The 18,186-nt window shown below is 59.7% G+C and carries 14 protein-coding genes; 8 read left to right on the forward strand and 6 right to left on the reverse strand.

What is annotated here, in order from left to right:
* Positions 1 to 15 precede the first annotated feature (15 nt).
* The 4 genes from G5168_RS18350 (at position 16) to G5168_RS18365 (ending at position 7,899) form a co-directional block, all read left to right on the forward strand.
* Positions 16 to 219 carry a hypothetical protein gene (locus G5168_RS18350; protein ID WP_216952918.1) on the forward strand — a complete coding sequence of 68 codons (204 nt, stop codon included), beginning with the start codon at positions 16 to 18 and terminating at the stop codon, positions 217 to 219.
* Positions 220 to 440: 221 nt separating this feature from the next.
* Positions 441 to 4,691 (forward strand): ATP-binding protein, encoded by a 4,251-nt coding sequence (locus G5168_RS18355; protein WP_227341981.1) that lies wholly within the window; start codon positions 441 to 443, stop codon positions 4,689 to 4,691.
* On the forward strand, positions 4,672 to 5,883 hold the full coding sequence (locus G5168_RS18360; RefSeq protein WP_227341982.1) for an EAL domain-containing response regulator: 1,212 nt from the start codon (positions 4,672 to 4,674) through the stop codon (positions 5,881 to 5,883). Before G5168_RS18355 ends, G5168_RS18360 begins: the two co-directional genes overlap by 20 nt.
* Before the next feature lie 39 nt (positions 5,884 to 5,922).
* Positions 5,923 to 7,899, forward strand: a complete 1,977-nt coding sequence (locus G5168_RS18365; RefSeq protein WP_421249903.1) for a HAMP domain-containing methyl-accepting chemotaxis protein — start codon at positions 5,923 to 5,925, stop codon at positions 7,897 to 7,899.
* 59 nt (positions 7,900 to 7,958) lie between these two features.
* Here the strand turns inward: G5168_RS18365 and rfaH are convergent, their stop codons facing one another.
* From rfaH to metN, 4 genes are all read right to left on the reverse strand, one after another.
* A complete protein-coding gene (gene rfaH / locus G5168_RS18370) occupies positions 7,959 to 8,459 on the reverse strand; it encodes a transcription/translation regulatory transformer protein RfaH (RefSeq protein WP_058057235.1) in 501 nt (166 codons plus the stop codon).
* A gap of 96 nt (positions 8,460 to 8,555) precedes the next feature.
* On the reverse strand, positions 8,556 to 9,356 hold the full coding sequence (metQ, locus tag G5168_RS18375) for a methionine ABC transporter substrate-binding lipoprotein MetQ (protein ID WP_167565957.1): 801 nt from the start codon (positions 9,354 to 9,356) through the stop codon (positions 8,556 to 8,558).
* Positions 9,357 to 9,381: 25 nt separating this feature from the next.
* Positions 9,382 to 10,035, reverse strand: coding sequence for a methionine ABC transporter permease (locus G5168_RS18380; protein ID WP_005339070.1), 654 nt, complete (start codon positions 10,033 to 10,035; stop codon positions 9,382 to 9,384).
* Complete coding sequence (gene metN, locus G5168_RS18385; RefSeq protein WP_005339067.1) at positions 10,016 to 11,059, reverse strand: methionine ABC transporter ATP-binding protein MetN; 1,044 nt, start codon at positions 11,057 to 11,059, stop codon at positions 10,016 to 10,018. Before metN ends, G5168_RS18380 begins: the two co-directional genes overlap by 20 nt.
* Before the next feature lie 505 nt (positions 11,060 to 11,564).
* Between metN and G5168_RS18390 the strand changes: the two genes are divergently transcribed.
* Complete coding sequence (locus G5168_RS18390) at positions 11,565 to 12,020, forward strand: hypothetical protein (protein ID WP_350237125.1); 456 nt, start codon at positions 11,565 to 11,567, stop codon at positions 12,018 to 12,020.
* A 105-nt stretch (positions 12,021 to 12,125) separates the two neighbouring features.
* On the opposite strand, the gene ppgK is transcribed toward G5168_RS18390, so the two are convergent.
* Both ppgK and queG read right to left on the reverse strand, forming a co-directional pair.
* On the reverse strand, positions 12,126 to 12,866 hold the full coding sequence (gene ppgK / locus G5168_RS18395; protein ID WP_111900698.1) for a polyphosphate--glucose phosphotransferase: 741 nt from the start codon (positions 12,864 to 12,866) through the stop codon (positions 12,126 to 12,128).
* A 111-nt stretch (positions 12,867 to 12,977) separates the two neighbouring features.
* Positions 12,978 to 14,132, reverse strand: a complete 1,155-nt coding sequence (queG, locus tag G5168_RS18400; protein ID WP_421252554.1) for a tRNA epoxyqueuosine(34) reductase QueG — start codon at positions 14,130 to 14,132, stop codon at positions 12,978 to 12,980.
* A gap of 60 nt (positions 14,133 to 14,192) precedes the next feature.
* Here queG and G5168_RS18405 point away from each other — a divergent pair, with 60 nt between their 5' ends.
* The 3 genes from G5168_RS18405 to G5168_RS18415 are packed head-to-tail and all read left to right on the forward strand — an operon-like array spanning position 14,193 to position 17,903.
* Positions 14,193 to 15,704, forward strand: coding sequence for an NAD(P)H-hydrate dehydratase (locus G5168_RS18405; protein WP_421251361.1), 1,512 nt, complete (start codon positions 14,193 to 14,195; stop codon positions 15,702 to 15,704).
* Between the two features lie 10 nt (positions 15,705 to 15,714).
* Positions 15,715 to 16,188: a tRNA (adenosine(37)-N6)-threonylcarbamoyltransferase complex ATPase subunit type 1 TsaE gene (tsaE, locus tag G5168_RS18410; RefSeq protein ID WP_227341987.1), complete on the forward strand. Its 474-nt coding sequence runs from the start codon at positions 15,715 to 15,717 to the stop codon at positions 16,186 to 16,188.
* Between the two features lie 23 nt (positions 16,189 to 16,211).
* Complete coding sequence (locus tag G5168_RS18415; RefSeq protein WP_227341988.1) at positions 16,212 to 17,903, forward strand: N-acetylmuramoyl-L-alanine amidase; 1,692 nt, start codon at positions 16,212 to 16,214, stop codon at positions 17,901 to 17,903.
* The last annotated feature ends 283 nt before the right edge of the window (positions 17,904 to 18,186 follow it).

Consider the following 18,186-nt stretch of genomic DNA (forward strand, 5'->3'; position numbering starts at 1 on the left):
CAACTGGAGAATGTCATGTCTATCGAACTGATTTTACTGCGTGGTGTCGAGTCTTTGGTTCAAAAACGGATCGCCCGGGTTGAGCGTCGCCTCGCCGTGGTCAGTCTGTCACCTGCCCTGCTGAAAGATATTGGTCTGGAAGGGTTTGAGGGACAGATCGCCCATATCCGCGAAAGCGAGTATCAAACCGGCTTTCGGCTCGGGAATCGAATAACCTGATCCATAGGGGAGGGTAAACGCTCTCCCCGTGGTGATGTGGCAGGCGTAATGCCTGCCATTTTTGTGTTTGCAGGTTGATTTTTTATTCACTTTTCTGTGCCCCGGCACTATCCTCTCTGCCCCGTTTGTGACAGATGCGTATGTTTTCTCGCCTTGTTCCGCCAGGATCGGCAAGATTAGATATGGTGGCCTATCTGTTTTACTCATCAGGACAAGACTTCATGTCACTCTTTCGTCAGCTTTTTCTCCCCCTGTTGCTGCTGTTTTCCGGCCTGCCTGCTGTTGCTGTTCCCCAGTTGGAAAAGGCAGTGGCGGACCACCAGAGTGCGGCTGATGAAGAGTTGGTGGTCGGGGTGCCCCGTGGTGGTTATCCTCCGTTCCTCTATGAACTGCCCAATCAGCGCTATGCCGGTCCGCTCAAGGAGCTGGCCTCGCGTATTGCGGCAGAAATGGGGGTCTCCCTGCGCTATGTCTCCTACAACTCCTATGTGGATGCCCGTGGTGCGCTGAACAGACGCCAAGTTGATGCCTTGATCGGGGTCGAGCTCGATGCGCTCGAGCTGGAGGGGATGAATCATATTGGCTATCTGGGCTCCTACGCCCGCGCCATCTTGATGCGCCATCCGGATCAACGTTTGACCCTGGAACAGGCGCGCAAGCTTCGCTGGGTCTGTATTCGCGGTTTTGGCAGTTGCAATGAGCTAGCGCGACTGGGGATGCCTCATGTGACCGAGCTGGAGAGCCGTGACGAGGCGACCTATATGGTCAAACTGGGGGCGGCCGATGCTTATCTGGCTCTGGGGCCGATCATTGCCATGGAGATGGAGCGGTTGCCTGAGTCGATGGGGATTGTGATCCCGGACTGGATCCCCGGTAGTGCATTGACCATTGCAACCAGTACCCATGACCCGGCGCTGACGGATCGCATCTGGCAGGCCTACCAGCGGATCCCGGTGGCTGATGCCCGGTTGCGGCTGAATCAGGAAGACAGCCGTTTCAAGGCGGGTTTGTTGCTGGAACCAGACGAGGTAGCCTGGTTAAAGAAGAAGAGCAAGGTGGTCAGGTTTGCCGTTGCGCCGTCGTTTGCCGGTATCAGCGAGATTGATGACGAAGGGGTGTTGCACGGCTATGCGGCAGATTTGATGAAGTTGTTGAGTCTGCGCTCGGGGATCCGCTTTGAACTTGAGCCGACCAGCACCTGGCAAGAGTCTCTGGCTCTGCTGAAACAGCACAAGGTGGATCTGATCCCCCTGATGACACCGCTCAGGGATCGCGAGGCATTTGCCTCCTTCAGCTCCTCCTACCTTAAATTCGACAGCTATGTGGTATCCCGGCGCGGCGCACGCCCGTTGAAGTCGCTGGCGGAGCTGAAAGGGCGCCTGATTGGTGGCGTGACCGGTTCTTATGAGGCTTCTCTTATCAGCGCCCATGGTGGCAACGTCATTGAAGTGGGCAAGGATACCGAGCTGCTTACCCTGCTTGATACGGGGAAAGCCGAGTATGTGCTGTTGACCATGACCAATCTGGGGCAGCAGGCCATGAAGGGCTTCAACGAAAAGTATCAGGTGGTGCTGAGCTCCCCCGAGTTTTCCGTGCCCATCAGCATGGCCGTTGATATCAGGCAGCCCGAGCTGCTGCGGATCATGGACAAGCTGTTGCTGACCATCACGGATGAGGAGTGGCAACTGCTGGAGCGGCGCTGGCTCAATGTTTCGGTAAATGTCGAATCCGATTACAGCCAGTTCTACAAGTGGCTGGCGCTGGGCGGAGTGGCCTTGTTGACCTGCGGTCTGCTGGTGATGTTCTGGGCCCGCAGCCTGCGTCGCCAGATTGCGCAGCGGAAAATCGCAGAGAGCAAACTCAACGAACAGTTGCTGTTTGTACAGACCCTGCTCAACTCATTGCCGACCATGGTGGCATTGCGCGACAGCGAGCAGCGTATAACCCTCTGCAACCGGGCTTATCGCGATGCCTTTCTCGTTGATGTCAATGGCGAGGCGCTTGACGACCTGCAAAGCATCCCCGAGCCCCTGCGTGCGAGCGTGCTGGAAGAGGAGCGCAGGATATGGCAAAGCGGCCAGGAGCTGGAGGGGGCCGGCAATAGCTTGCGTGCCGATGGCACCCCTTTTCATGTTATCTATGCCAAGCGCCCTTACCGGGACCCCGATGGCAACATGCGGGGTGTGCTGACAGTGCTGACCGATGTCAGCCGTATCAAGGAAGCCGAGGAGCGTGCTCGTCAGGCTGAAACTCGCCTGACCCAGATCACCGACAGCATGCCCGGCGTAGTCTACCAGTATCTGTGGCTGGGGCCGGGCAAGGGACGCTTTCTTTATGCCTCTCAGGGGGCCAACGAGATCCTGGGGGTATCTCATCAGGATTTATTTAACGCTGAATCGGGTGGTGAGGTATTTGGCTTTACCGAACAGGCCCTGCAGGAGTTTGTCAGCAAGGTGGCCAACCATGCCGAGACCCTGGCCCCCCTCGATCTGGAGGTCAAGGTGGAGCGCCCTGACGGGGATCGCTATCTGCAGGTACGCGGCAATTTTGTCCGTCAGGAGCAGCAGGCGCTGATACTCAACGGGGTGATTCAGGACATCACGGCCCTCAAGCAGCAGGAGCATGAGCTGCGCGAGGCACGTGCTTATGCCGAGCAGGCGATGCAGGCGCGCAGCCGCTTTCTGGCCACCATGAGCCACGAGTTACGCACCCCCATCTCCGGCATGCACGGCATGCTCGAGTTGTTGCAAATGAGCGAGCTCAACGACGATCAACGTTACATGGTGCGTAATGTGGTCACCTCGACCAACAACCTGCTCTATCTGGTCAACGACATACTCGATTTCTCCAAGATCGAGGCGGGTCAGTTGCAACTGCATTGTCAGGTCAGCCGGTTGCAGACGGTGATCTGCGATGCGATCCGTGGCCACGCTACCCTGGCCCATAGCAAGGGGCTCAACGTGACGCTGGAGTGGGGCCAGCATGTACCTGATTGGGCCGATATCGACGGGGTACGGGTCGGTCAGGTGATCTCCAATCTGCTCAACAATGCGGTAAAGTTCACCGAACAGGGGGAGGTCTCCATCCGGGTCAGCTACCTGCGCGATCAGCTTGCTATCAGTATCCGCGATACCGGTATCGGGATTGCCGAGGAGAAACAGGCATTGTTGTTCACTCCGTTTGAGCAGGTGGAGTCCGACATCAATCGCCGCTTTGGTGGTACCGGGCTGGGGCTGGCAATCTGTGATCAGCTGGTGCGCAAAATGGGGGGCGAACTCACCCTGACCAGCAAGGCGGGAGAGGGATCCCGTTTCCGCTTTACCGTGCCGCTGACCAACCCTCAATGGGATGCGCCCCCGCTGGCTGGCACCGAATGGTGGTTTTTCAGCGCCGATGCCAGCCTCGAGGCGGCCATGCGGCGGTTGGGCGCCAAGCTAAGGCATCTGGATGCCAGCCAGCTCAACCGCTCACTGGAAGGGTTGCTGCTGGCTGATCAGCTGTGGTTGGAGCAGGCCCTCGGCGGTGAGTGGCAGGGATGGTTGCAGCATGTCTCATTGAGAGGGATCATAGCGTCACCGAACGAGGCCCTTCGCGGCCGGATCGGCGGTCAGTTGTGGTGGCGATTGGGGCTCTCTCCTCTCTACCCGGATCTGCTGCTGGAGAGTTGTCTCGAACTGCTGCAGGAACGGGTCGCCCCGGTTCTGCCTGCGCTGGCCGACAAGCTGGGAGGACGGGTGCTGGTGGCCGATGATCATCCGGTCAATCGCGCCCTGCTGGCACGACAACTGGCTATCCTCGGAATTGAATCCCAGGTAGTGGAAGATGGCGAGAAGGCGTTGCGGGCCTGGCAGGGGCAGCCATTCTCCCTGTTGCTGACCGATTGCCACATGCCGGTGATGGACGGCTATGCCCTGACCAAGGCGCTGCGGGCTGCGGGCGTGACGGCGCCCATTATTGGGGTGACAGCGGATACCTCGGAAGAGGCCCATGCCCGTATGGTGGAAGCGGGAATGAGTGACATGCTGTTCAAGCCCTACCCGCTGGATACCCTGCGCCAGCTGCTGGCACACTGGCTCGCTGAGTCGGTACCGGCGGGCGGTACAGCGGTGACGGCGGTCGATGATGTGCTGGCCGTTCAGGCTGAACGCTGGTTGACCCTGTTTGGCGATGAGCCGACGGCGCGGGCGATGGCGGCGGAATATCTCGACTCCAATCGTCAGGATGGGGCTCATATGATGGCTGCGCTGGCTTGCCATGATTTCAACGTACTGGTAGAAACTGCCCACCGGATCAAGGGGGCAGCCCGCATGGTCGGGCTGCAGGAGCTGGCCACACAGGCTGCCAGGCTGGAGTCGGCTGCCAGATTGAAGCAGCTTGAGGAACTGGATGAGCTGACCGGCAAGGTGCAGCTATTGATGACGGCGATCGCCCACGACATTGGATTATGGCTCGATGAAAAAAGCACAACATGAGTTGGTCATTATGGTCGTGGAAGACCATGGATTTCAGCGCAAGGCGCTGCTGCACCAGGTCCGCAGCCTGGGTTACCAGAATCTGCTGGAGGCGGCCGATGGTGCCGAGGCGCTGGTGCTGAGCCAGCAACACGCCGTCGATATCCTGTTTTGCGACCTGCGGATGCCGGGCATGGATGGCATGGCGCTGCTGCGCCGCCTGTCATTGGGCGGTTTTCGCGGGGGGATTATCCTCTCCAGCGCCCTTGAAGACGATGTGGTGGAGGCCGTGTTGCGGATGAGTGCCGCCTATGGCTTGCAGGTGCTCGGCCGCATAGAGAAACCCTCTACCCAGCAGCAGCTCAAGCTGCTGATCGATGCCTGGTCACCCCGGGAGGAGCCTGCAAGGGAGGAGGAGGGGCACAGGATCGGCCTGGATGAGTTGTGCAGTGCACTCGAGCAGGATCAGTTGCTGCCCTGGTATCAGCCCAAGGTGAGCTTTGCCTCCGGCGAGTGGGTCGGGATGGAGGCGCTGGCCCGCTGGCAGCACCCGGAGTACGGCCTGATCTCTCCGGGGCGTTTTATTCCACTGGCGGAGCGCAACGGACTGATCGATCAGTTGACTGAAGTGATCATCGGCAAATCCCTGAGTGATGGTCACTTGTGGGAAGAGACCGGACTCTCGCTCAATCTGTCGATGAACCTCTCCACTACCTCGCTGATCGAGGGCGATCTGTGCAACTCCCTGATCAATCAGTGTCAACGCTGGAGCATCAACCCCGAGCTTATCACCCTGGAGGTGACCGAGAGCGCCTTTGTACAGGATCTGGGCAAGTCGCTGGAGGTGCTGACCCGGCTGCGGATGCACGGCTTTGGCCTCGCCATTGATGACTTCGGTACCGGCTACTCCTCCATGCAGCAACTGGCGCTGCTGCCCTTTACCGAACTGAAGCTGGATCGCTCCTTTGTCGACCGCTGTTTTGAAGACCCATCCCGTCTGGCCATTATCGAGTCCAGTATCGAGCTGGCGCGCAAGTTGGGCCTCAAGTCGGTGGCTGAAGGGGTAGAGGATGAGCAGACCTGGCGGTTGCTGGCAAAGTTGGGCTGCGATGTTTGTCAGGGGTTCTTCTCTGCCAGACCGATGCCACGCAGCGAGTTGCAAGAGTGGCACCGGGCTTGGCAAGATAGATTGCCTACACTGATATCTATCTGATTCTGTTGGCTGGATCCCTCCGTTTGAACAAGGATGTTCATGAAAATCTCAAGCAAGTTGCTGCTCAGCTTCGGTTTTATCAACCTGCTGATCCTGCTCTCCTCCGCGCTGGTCTATTACCGGCTGACCCAGATCAATCAGGCCCAACACACTCTGTTGGAGCAGGCGCTGCCCGCTCTGCAGCGGGATGAGGCGAGCCAGAAAGCACTGGTGGCCACCGTTTCTGCCCTGCGTGGCTATCTGATCCTCGGCAAGGATCCGGCTCAGGCTTCCCGCCTCAAGCTGGAGTGGGAGTCGGCCTGGCAGGCCATCGCCCATCAGGCCTTCAGCCCGGCGCTCGCCAAGTCTCTCGAGACCTTCAAAAGCCATCAGGAGAAGGTGTGGACCATAGCCCAGAGTGAAGAGAATCTGCCCGCTCACACCCTGATGCTGCAGGAGGCGGGGCCGGTGGCGGAGGCTGCGCTCGATCAGCTGCAATCCTTTGCCAATGAGGAGGTGGCGACCTCGCAGGATCAGCTCGCGGGCGATCGCCGCATGCTGCTCAAGCAGGTGGGAGATGCCTACAACAGCCTCGCCAATTCCCTCTCTGCCCTGAGGGATTTTCTCATCTCAGGCGATCCCGAATACCGCAGCAAGTATCAGGATTACTACCAGTTTCACCAGCAGCGGGTGGCTGAGGTGAAGCAGCAAGCCGCGCTCTTTACCGATACCCAGCAGAGCCTCTGGCAGCTGTTTGAAGAGATGGCGACCCCCTTCTCCGAGCTGGTGGGGCAGGTGATCGAGAAGCGCCAGGCGCCGGATTGGGATCAGGCCAACTACCTGATGGCCACCGACATCGAGCCGATGCAGTCCAGCCTCAGCGAGCAGTTGGTCCAGCAGGTGAATAAAACCCGCGCCGAGGTGGATCAGATTTCGGCGCAGATGACCGGAGCCGGGAGGGCCATCAACCAGACACTACTGTTGGCTACCTGCAGCGCCATCGTGCTTGGCATGCTGGTCGCCTGGCTCTTTAGCCGTCGTCTGACCCGTGACATTGCCTGTTTGGTGACCCGGGCGGGGCAGGTTGCGGATGGCCGGCTGGCGGCCGAGCCCTTGCCAATCACAGGGCAGGATGAGTTGGGAGAATTGACTGGTTCCATCAACCGGATGTCTGCCCAGTTACATCATCTGGTCGGGGAGTTGCAGGGCGCAGTGGGGCAGGTCGAAGAGGCCTGTCTCGATGTGGGCAGCACTACCAGAGCCATAGTGGCGGATCTGACGGAGCAGGATCAGCGGGTCGATGCGGTGGCGGCGGCTATCGATCAGATGTCGGTGAGTGCCCGTGATGTGGCTGGCAACATTGCCGGTGTGGCGGATAGTGCCCAGCAGGTGCAGCAGCAGACCCGTCAGGGAGAGGCTGCGCTGGCGCGAATGAGCGATACCATGCAGCAGATTGCCGCCATGATTGGGCAGGCCAACGAGGCCATGGGGCTGCTGGAGCATCAGAGTGAACAGGTGGGGCAGATCACCGAGGTGATCGCCACCATTGCGGAGCAGACCAATCTGCTGGCACTCAATGCGGCGATAGAAGCGGCACGGGCAGGCGAGCAGGGGCGCGGTTTTGCGGTGGTTGCCGATGAGGTACGTCAGCTGGCGACCCGCACCCATCAATCAACCGCCGAGATCAGCCAGACTATTGCGGCCATCTCCCAGCAGACTCGCCAGACGGTGAGTACCGTCAGCAGCGGTACCCGGTTGGTGGAGCAGGGGCGGGATGCTGTTGGATTGGTGACCGATACCCTGAGTGCCATGAACCAGCTGGTTCAGTCGCTGTCGGGCCAGCTGGAGGCCATTTCGGTGGCAACCGAGCAGCAGTCGCGGGTGGCCGCCGAGGTATCCGGGACGGTCGACGACATTGCCGCGCTCAGTCGGCAATCCTGTCAGCGTAGCCAGCAGGGGGAGGAGATCGTAGCCAGACTGGCTGGCGATACCGGCAAGCTGAAGGCGGTCATCGCCCGCTTTGATCTTGATGCATGAGATGGCGGGAGCATCCCGCCATTGCTATTGCCATTCACCGGGCCGTCTGGCCCGTGGGTTTAGTCCAGACGCCTGAAGGTGTGGTTGTCGAAGCTGCTGGTGGTCTCCCGGTTGAGCAGGCTGACCAGCAAAATCGCCCGTTTCTCTCCATCCGGCTCCATATAGATGGCTTCGAAGCCGGCAAGCGGCCCCTCTTCAATCAGCACCTTGTCGCCCGAGCAGGGCAGGTTAGCGTAGCTGGCTCTCGCCTCATCGCTGTCATCGCGACTCATCAGCTGATAGACCAGCTTGCTGCTGATGGGGGTCCATTCACTGCCAAAGTGGATGATCCGGCTGATGCCGCGGGTCGATTTCAGGGTGACCGGTGTCACCTCTTCCAGATCGACAAAGATAAACAGGTAGTTGGGGAACATGGGTTCCCGTACCGGAACTCGCTTGCCCCGGCGCAGCTTCTCGATCTCCACCATGGGGTAATAGGATTCGATACCCTGGGCATCGAGGTGGGCGCGGGCGCGGGCCTCTTCTTTTGGCTTGCAGTAGGCCAGATACCATTTTTTCATGTTATGAGTATGTTCGTGTTGCCGTGCTCGCGGATATGATAGCGGCGCCAATAAAAAAGGCCACGCATTGCGTGGCCTTTTTTGCCGAGTGAGCAATTACCAACCTTTTACCAGGCCGCCTTTGAACAACTCGAGACCTTTCTTGTAGACATCATCGGTCTGGAAAGCTTGTACGAACTGTTTGACCTTCTCGTCATCCTTGTTGTTGTCACGGGCGACGATCAGGTTGACGTAGGGGGACTCTTTGTCCTCAACAAACAGGCCGTTCTCGGTCGGGGTCAGACCAATCTGACCGGCGAAGGTGTTGTTGATGATGGCCAAGTCCACGTCTTCCAGCGAGCGTGGCAGCTGGGCTGCTTCCAGCTCGACAATCTTGAAGTTGCGCGGGTTGCTGGCGATATCCAGCACGGTGGCTTCCAGACCGGCGCCATCCTTCAGGGTGATCAGACCCTGTTTGGCCAGCAGGATCAGCGAGCGACCCAGGTTGGTCGGATCGTTCGGTACCGCGATCTGGGCGCCATCTTGCAGCTCGCTCAGCGCCTTGATCTTTTTGGAGTAACCGGCGATCGGGTAGACGAAGGTGTTGCCAACCGGCACCAGCTTGAAGCCGCGATCACGCACCTGCGCATCCAGATAGGGTTTGTGCTGGAAGGCGTTGACGTCGATGCTGCCATCGTTCAGCGCCACGTTCGGGGTGACGTAGTCGGAGAAGTTGACGATCTGAACGTCCAGACCGTATTTCTCTTTGGCCACCTTGGCAGCCACTTCAACCAGTTCGGTCTCGGGGCCGGCAATAGCACCCACTTTCAGAACCTTGCTCTCTTCTTTTTGACCGCAACCGGCCAGAACCAGACCAGCAAGCAGGGCAGCCGCAACGGATTTGATGCCAAATTTCATAAAACCTCCTGTCAGAAATCGACGATTAACGATGATCACATTTGTTGACCAGGCGCTCACCCGCGCTCTGGATAAGTTGAACCAGTACTACCAGGATAACCACGGTCACCAGCATGACGGTCGGGTCAAAGCGCTGATAACCATAACGAATACCCACATCCCCCAGACCACCGCCACCGATGGCCCCGGCCATGGCCGAGTAGTTCACCAGAGTGACGAGGGTAATGGTGACACTGTTGAGGATGCCGGGCAGAGCCTCGGGCAGCAGCACCTTGGTGATAATTTGCAGCGGCTTGGCGCCCATCGCCTTGGCCGCTTCCAGCAGGCCGTCCGGCACCTCCATCAGGGCCCCTTCCACCAGACGGGCGATGAAAGGGATGCAGCCGACAGTCAGCGGCACGATGGCGGCGATGGTGCCGATACTGGTGCCGACAATCAGCCGGGTTAGCGGAATGATGGCGACCAGCAGGATGATAAAGGGCACCGAGCGACCCACGTTGACCACCATACCCAGAGTACGGTTGAGCAAGGGGTTGGCCAGGATCTGGCCCGCCTTGGTTACATGCAGTGCCACGCCGAGCGGCAGACCCAGCAGGCAGCCGAACAGGGCGGAGGCAAACACCATGATCAGGGTGTCGCCCAGGGCCGTGATGAGCAGATTAATCATGGCTTCGGACATAACCCATTACCTCCAGCTGAATGTGGTTGTCGATAAGGAACTGCTGGGTCGCCTCGCACTGGGCTTCATCCCCGAACAGCTCGGCCAGCAGGAAACCGAATTTGACGCCACCTGCGTATTCGATGTCTGCGCTCAGTATGCTGATGTCGATGTTGAAACGGCGGCTCGCCTCGGAGATCAGCGGCGTGTCGACCGTGCTGCCGGTAAAGCCGAGCTTCACCAGCGGGTAGCTACCCGGCACCCGCTCGCTGCTCATCCGATCCTGATACTCCTGCGGTACCTCCAGATGGATGGTAGAGTGGATGAAGTCACGTGCCAGCTGGGTTTTGGCATTACTGAAGAACCAGGCCACTTCGCCCTGCTCGATCAGACGGCCGTCGCTGATGATGGCCACTTCGTCACAGATCCCCTTCACCACGTCCATCTCGTGGGTGATGAGCAGGATGGTGAGCCCCAGCTTGACGTTGATCTCCTTGAGCAGGGTCAGGATCGAGCGGGTGGTCTGCGGGTCGAGGGCCGAGGTGGCCTCGTCGCAGAGCAGTACCTTGGGGGCCGGAGCCAGTGCGCGGGCAATGGCGACGCGCTGTTTCTGACCGCCGGAAAGCTCGGACGGATAGGCCTGGGCACGGGCTTCCAGCCCGACCAGCGCCAGCAGCTCGGCAACCCGTTGCTGGATCTTCTCTTTGCTCCAACCTGCCAGCTCCAGCGGAAAGGCTATGTTGGCAAACACAGTGCGGGAGGCAAGCAGGTTGAAGTGCTGGAAAATCATCCCGATCTGGCGGCGAGCCTGGGTCAGATCCCGCTCGCTCAGGGCGACCAGATCCTGGCCATCAACGATGACTTGGCCCTCTGTCGGGCGCTCCAGCAGGTTGACACAACGAATGAGGGTACTCTTGCCGGCACCGGAGGCACCGATCACCCCGAAAATTTTGCCTTGGGGTACATGCAGACTCACATCACGCAGGGCGTGCACGGCGTCACTGCCTGTACCGTAGACTTTGTTGAGACCGATCAACTTAATCATGGATTCTTCCGTGCTAACAGCCTTAAAGCACAGGGCGCTACAGGCGGGGAAATTGGGCAGAGGTTCCACTGGGTTACTCTGTCATCATGGAGGATGATGCTAAGATGTCTGGATGGCCATGTCAACGCATGTTTTTACGTCTAGACGTCTAAAAAAGTGATAAGGATTTCTGTCAGGCGGATAACAATCAGGATGGTATTGTTGCTCTTCCAGATCCTGTTTCGTCCCTGTGGCGTATAACCGAATTAAAGATGGTTTATGCTGGGTAAAGGCTGGTTTTATTAGTGTGTCAGCCCGTTTCTGTTCACATCTGCTGTCGAGCTTAATGCTCCTCCATCGTTACACAAATTGCTGCACAAATCGTTCCCTATTCGTGACCGGAGCACCTGGCAGCCACTTTGTCGGCGTCAACCTTGATGCAGCGCAAGGGGGGCTCGGATAGGGATTGGGTCGGTGGCGCCGGTTTTTTATACTGATGATGTCGACAAGCATGGAGGGCAGTGCGATGAGATTCCAACAGATCAAAGAGTTGCTGCACTATCTTGAGCAGGTTCACCACCAGCTCGGACTCTGTTACGGGCGTTTGACCAGTCAGGTGGACAACGAACGGAGCCGGATGTTGCTGGTCTATCTGCAAGGGCGTGAGGATGCGGCCAGTGCCCATCTGCACGAATATGCCGCTCAGCTGGGAGAGGCGGTCAGGGAGACCTGGCTGAACCAGAGTTTCAGCGAGGATATGCTGCCTGCCATTACCGGCTTCGAGCTGCCGGCATCAGTCCAGACCCAGGATATCGTTACTCAGGTATGCCGCTGGGAAGAGCAGCTGGTGGGCGAGCTGAGCCATCTGGCCCGGGAGTGCCCGACACCGGCCACCACCGCTTTGCTCGAGAATCTGGCCGGGCTGGAGCAGACCCGCCTGACTCGGCTGGTGCACGGGGTGCATCGACTCGACGACATGTAGCGGGTGATAAGCACCAAACACGCAAGATGACCGCCAAACAAAAGGGCCTGGCAGCAGTGCCGGGCCCTTTCCATTGGATATCTGCTGATCTGCAGTGAGCGTCGGTCAGCCCTGCTGCTCGGCCGCGTAGAGTGCGGCCCCGATAATGCCCGCCTGATTGAGGCTGGCCGCCGGAATAAGCGGTGCCCGGGTCTCGATGCGATCGACAAACTTATCCAGCTTGGCTGCGCTGCCGCCGCCCAGAATGAAGAGGTCGGGGGAGAAGAGAAACTCGAGGCGCGCCAGGTACTTGTTGAAACGCTTGCCCCAGCGGTTCCAGGAGAGATCTTCCCGTTTGCGCGCCGCATCGGAGCAGTAGTGCTCGGCGACCATTCCTTCCAGCATCAGATGGCCCAGCTCGGTGTTGGGCAGCAGATGGCCGTTGACGAAGATGGCGGTGCCGATGCCGGTGCCGACCGTGATGAGGATGATGACCCCCTTGCGATCCTTGCCGGCGCCAAAGCGCATTTCGGCCAGACCGGCGGCGTCAGCATCATTCAGCACATAGCAGGGCTTGCCGGTGACATCGGCAAACAGATGCTCGGCATCGGTTTCGATCCAGCTTTTGTCGATGTTGGCGGCACTCTTGGCAACCCCGTTGTGGATGGTGGCGGGAAAGCCGCAGCCCACCGGTCCTTTCCAGTCGAAGTGTTCGACCAGCGCCTTGAGGGTATGGGCGATGGCGGCTGGGGTGGCCGGTTGCGGTGTGGCAATGCGATGGCGCTCGCCAATCAATTCGCCGGTTTTGGTATCGACCAGACAGCCCTTGATCCCTGAGCCTCCAATATCCACTCCCAACATTTGCATCTGTGTTGTCCTTGTTGTGTGCCGACCAGTTTGCAGTGACCACGCTGTTATGGGCACTGCAGGTCGGCAGAGCATGAAAAAAGTGCTGCAATCCGGCAAGGGGCAGATCACTTATGCGTGATCCGACAGACCTTTTTCGATGCAGCGGATCAGCAAACGGGTCTTCTTGTTCTCGTCATCCTGACGCTGGGCAAGGGTGGCCAGCGCCCATTCGATATGTTCGGCCACCATAGGCTCGGCGGTGGTCAGTCCCAGTTGCAGGGCGGCGATTACCTCGGGGGTCGCCGGGCCGTTGCCAAGGGCTACCGCCAGATTGCGGCGCCAGCGTTGATAGCCGATGCGGCGGATCGGGCTCCCCTCGGTTTGTTTGAGGAAATCGCTCTCGCTCCAGCACCACAGCGCCAGCAGGGGCGGTCGGTGCAGGCTGGGGCGGGGGCTAAAATCGGGTTCCGGGCTGGCATCGGCGTAGCGATTCCAGGGGCAGATAAGCTGGCAGTCGTCGCAGCCGTAGATGCGGTTGCCCATCAAGGGCCTGAACTCTTCCGGAATAGGGCCATCGTTCTCGATGGTGAGATAGGAGATGCAGCGGCGGCCATCTACCACATAGGGGGCGACAATGGCGCCGGTCGGGCAGATGTTGATGCAGGCGACGCACTTGCCACACAGCTCCTTCTCCACTGGCTGGTCGAGCGGCAGCGGCAGGTTGATCAACAGCTCACCGAGAAAGAAGAAGGAGCCAGCCGATTCGTTGAGCAGCAGTGAGTGTTTGCCAACCCAGCCGAGGCCCGCCTTGGCCGCCAGTGGCCGCTCGAGGATGGGGGCGGAGTCGACGAAGGGGCGCCACTCACCCAAGGTCTCTTCAGTGCCTTGAAACAGCTCGGCGCAGCGCGCTTCGATGCGATCACCCAGCTGTTTGAGCCGGTTGCGCAGCACCTTGTGGTAGTCGCGACCGAGAGCATAGCGGCTGATATAGCCGAGGGCCGGATCGCGCAGGGTAGCGGCGAAGCCCGCCTCGAACGGTAGGTAGTTCATCCGCACCGACAACACCCGCATCGTGCCCGGCAACAGCTCGTGGGGGCGCGCGCGCATCATGCCGTGGCGCGCCATGTAATCCATGCTGCCGTGATAGCCCGCATCCAGCCAAGCCTGCAATCTCGGCTCTTCGATACGCAGGTCGGTGTCGGTGATGCCCGCCTGGTCAAAACCTAGCTCCCGTGCCCAGAGCTTGATATCGTGGGCCAGCTGGTGGAAGTCAGGTGCGCTCATGCGGCTTGGCCTGGCCGGTGTTTGCTGGCGTGGGTCGATTGATAAGAGGCGGGAGCCGTCATGGTAGAGATCATCAGGGGCGCGTTGGGCACAAAAGAGGGGAGCAGTTTACCACAGGGGTTGTGGCAGACTGAACAGATCCGCGCACTGGAGCGCAACTGGGCCGCGCGTGAGGGGCAACCTCTCTATGCCCTGATGGAGCGAGCCGGTGCCGCGCTGCGCACCTATGCCACCCTGCATTGGCCCGACAGTCGCTGCTGGTGGATTTTCGTCGGCCCCGGTAATAACGGCGGTGATGGCTATGTGCTGGCCCGCCTTGCCCGCCAGATTGGCATCGAGGTGGTGGTGATTGCCGCCAGAGCACCCGACCAGCTGAAGGGGGATGCCAGACGGGCCGCCGATGAGTGGCTGGCGGCCGGTGGCCGGGTCTGGCTGGCCGAGCAGTTTGATAAGGACCAGCACACCACCCCGGATCTGGTGGTCGACGCCCTGCTTGGCACCGGCGTCAACACGTCCCTCTCGCCACTACTGACAAAGATCGTCGCAACAATCAATGGCTTGGCTGTGCCCGTGCTGGCGGTGGATCTCCCCTCCGGCCTCAACGGCGATACCGGCCGTGCCATGGGGGCCGTGGTGCAGGCCACTCGCACCCTCACCTTTATCGGTATCAAGCAGGGAATGCTCACCGGCGACGGGGTGGATTGTGTCGGCCAGCTCGACTGTGATCCCCTAGGCGTGACGCCTGATGAAGCTATGCTGCCCGCCGCCTGGCGTATCGATTATCCACTGCTCAGCGCGCAGCTGACCCCGCGCCCGCGCGCTTCCCACAAGGGTTCTTATGGCAAGGTACTGCTGGTGGGGGGCAATCGCGGCATGCAGGGGGCCATCGTGTTGGCGGCCCGCGCCTGCCTGCGGGCGGGGGCTGGGCTGGTGCGGGTGTGTCAGCATCCGGAGCATCCGCCGGTCAGTCTTTATCAACCCGAACTAATGAGTCTTATCACCGCTGATGACGAGGGATGGGCGTCGGTGCGGGTCATTGGCCCCGGGCTCGGTCAGGATGATTGGGGAAGGGGGCAAATTGCCCGTTATCTCACCGATCGGTTGCCATTGGTTTTGGACGCCGATGGATTGAATTGGCTGGCGCAATCTCCCCGCCATCAGGATAATTGGGTGCTCACGCCCCATCCCGGCGAAGCAGCGCGCCTGCTGGGATGCTCCATTGCCGAGATTGAAACCGACCGGTTTGCCGCCGTGCAGGCACTGCAGCGGCGTTATGGCGGTGTGGTTTTGTTAAAAGGGGCGGGAACACTTATTTATGACGGCGAGCGGGTCGCTCTCTGTTGTGAAGGCAATCCCGGCATGGCAAGTGGCGGCATGGGCGATCTGTTATCTGGTATAATCGCCGCCCTTTTGGCCCAGGGCTGGTCTGCCACCATGGCAAGCTGGCTGGGCGCCGTGATCCACGGCGAGGCTGCAGATCAGGCCGCCGCTGACGGCGAGCGGGGCATGCTGGCGTCAGATCTGCTGCCGCTGATCCGCAAACTGGTTAATCCCGACACCATTACAAGTTAAAAAGAAGAACATGGCAAAACAGTTGATGATGACACTGCCGGACGAGGCAGCAACCGTGGCACTGGGTGGCCGTCTGGCACAGGCCTGCCAGCAGGCGACCACAGTGTTTTTGCATGGCACGCTTGGTGCTGGTAAAACCACTCTGACCCGCGGCTGGGTGCAGGGCCTTGGCCATCAGGGCAAGGTAAAAAGCCCGACCTATACCCTGGTCGAGCCCTATGAGCTCGATGGCTGGCAGGTCTATCACTTCGATCTCTATCGTCTGGCTGATCCGGAAGAGCTGGAGTTCATGGGCATTCGGGACTATTTTGCCGCCAATACTCTCTGTCTGGTGGAGTGGTCCGAGAAGGGCGAGGGCTGGTTACCGGCTCCTGACCTTGAAATTACCCTTACTTATGTAGGCGAGCAGCGCGAGGCTCTGATAGAGGCCCGCACTGCTATTGGCGAAGCCATTCTGGAACGGTTGTCATCTACGTGCGCTTGATCCTTGTTATTGCTCTCTCTTTGATGGCGTTACCCTCCTGGGCGAATCAGCTCAAGAGTGTGCGAATCTGGCCATCACCGGATAACACCCGGGTGGTGCTCGATATGAGCAGTGCCCCCAACTACAACTACTTCACCCTGGCTGGCCCCGATAGATTGGTGATCGATCTGAAAGGGGCGAGCAATGCCACCAATCTGGCCCGGGTCGAGAACAACAGCGAGCTGGTGCGCAAGATACGTGAGAGCACTCCGCTGGAGAAGGGGGGCCTGCGGCTGGTGCTTGATCTCAGCTCCTCCATCAAGCCGGTGGTCTTTCCGCTGGCACCAGCCGGGCCCTATGGTCACCGTCTGGTGATCGATCTGCCTTATGAAGAGAAGCGCTCGGCGGCTGCGGTGCAATCCACGCCCGTCGGTGGCAAGGGCAGGGGGGTGGTGATTGCCATCGACCCGGGCCACGGTGGGGAAGACCCGGGTTCCATCGGTCCGCGTCGTACCTATGAGAAGCGAGTTACGCTGGCAGTCTCCCAGAAGCTGGCGGCGCTGATCGACCGCGAGCCGGGGATGCGCGCCGTGCTGACCCGTCGTGGCGACTATTTCGTCGACCTCAACAAGCGTTCCGAGATTGCCCGCAAGGCCAAGGCGGATCTGCTGGTGTCGGTCCATGCGGACAGCTTCCATAACTCCACTCCGCGCGGCGCCTCTGTCTGGGTCCTCTCGACCAACCGTGCCAACCGCGAGATGGGCAGCTGGCTGGAGAAGCAGGAGAAGCAGGGCGAGCTGCTGGGCGGGGTCGGCAAGGTGTTGGCGGAATCCGATCCCAATCCCTATCTGGCGCAAACTTTCCTAGACCTTTCCATGGACAAGTCCCGTGCCGAAGGCTACGACGTCAGCCGTCAGATCCTGCGCTCATTGGGCAAGGTTGCCCGACTGCACAAGAAGGCCCCGGAGCATGCCAGTCTGGCTGTGCTGAAGGCGCCGGATATTCCCTCGGTGCTGGTCGAAACCGGCTTTATCTCCAACCATGCGGAAGAGAAGCTGCTGGCTACCTCAAGCTATCAGGATCAGCTGGCCCGCGCCATTTTCGAGGGGATCCGCAACTACTACCGCGCCCACCCGACCAAGGGAGCCATGTTGACCGGCAAGGGACAGGCGAGCAGGCCTGCCGCGACCACTCGCTCTGCACCGGTAGCTTCGCAGCCGGTGAGCCAGCCCAAGCCAGTGCAGTCGCAGCCGGTGGTGACCAATAAGATGCCAGCGACAGTACGTGACGGCGCGGCTGCGACCGGTTCAGGTGCCGGGGTGATCAAGCCCTATTCGGAGGCTGCGCAAGATTCTGGTGCGCCGGTTAGCAATGTGGGCGACTATGACAAATCTCGGATGCTCCGCCATGTGGTCAAACGTGGCGAGAGTCTCTCTCGCCTTGCCGAGAAGCATGGAGTGAGTCAATCCACTTTGGTAGAGATCAACCAGCTGCGCAGCCGGGATATTCAGATTGGTCAGACCATCTATATTCCCCAGCAGGGGCAGAGCCGCGCTGCCGCCCCCGTTCGCAGTGATGACAAGTCGCAGATGATCCGCCATGTGGTCAAGCGGGGGGAGAGTCTCTCCCGCCTTGCCGAGAAGCATGGGGTGAGTCAGGCGCGACTGGTAGAGATCAACAAGCTCAAATCGCGGAATATTCAGGTAGGGCAGGTGCTCTACATTCCGCAAAACTGACGCGCGGGAGCGGGTGATACCGCTCTCGCTGTTAGCCAATACCATCAGCAAGATTGAAATTCAGGAGCAAGTGATGCCGATCCGTATATTACCCCCCGATTCTGGCCAACCAGATTCCGGTTGGTGGAGAGGTGGTGGAGCGGCTCTCTATCCGCAAGATTGAAATTCAGGAGTAAGTGATGCCGATCCGTATATTGCCCCCTATCCTGGCCAACCAGATTCCGGTTGGTGGAGAGGTGGTGGAGCGGCTCTCTATCCGCAAGATTGAAATTCAGGAGTAAGT

Origin of the sequence: Aeromonas sp. 600724, assembly GCF_049175135.1 — a bacterium.
GTDB classification, from domain to species: Bacteria; Pseudomonadota; Gammaproteobacteria; order Enterobacterales; family Aeromonadaceae; genus Aeromonas; species Aeromonas veronii_A.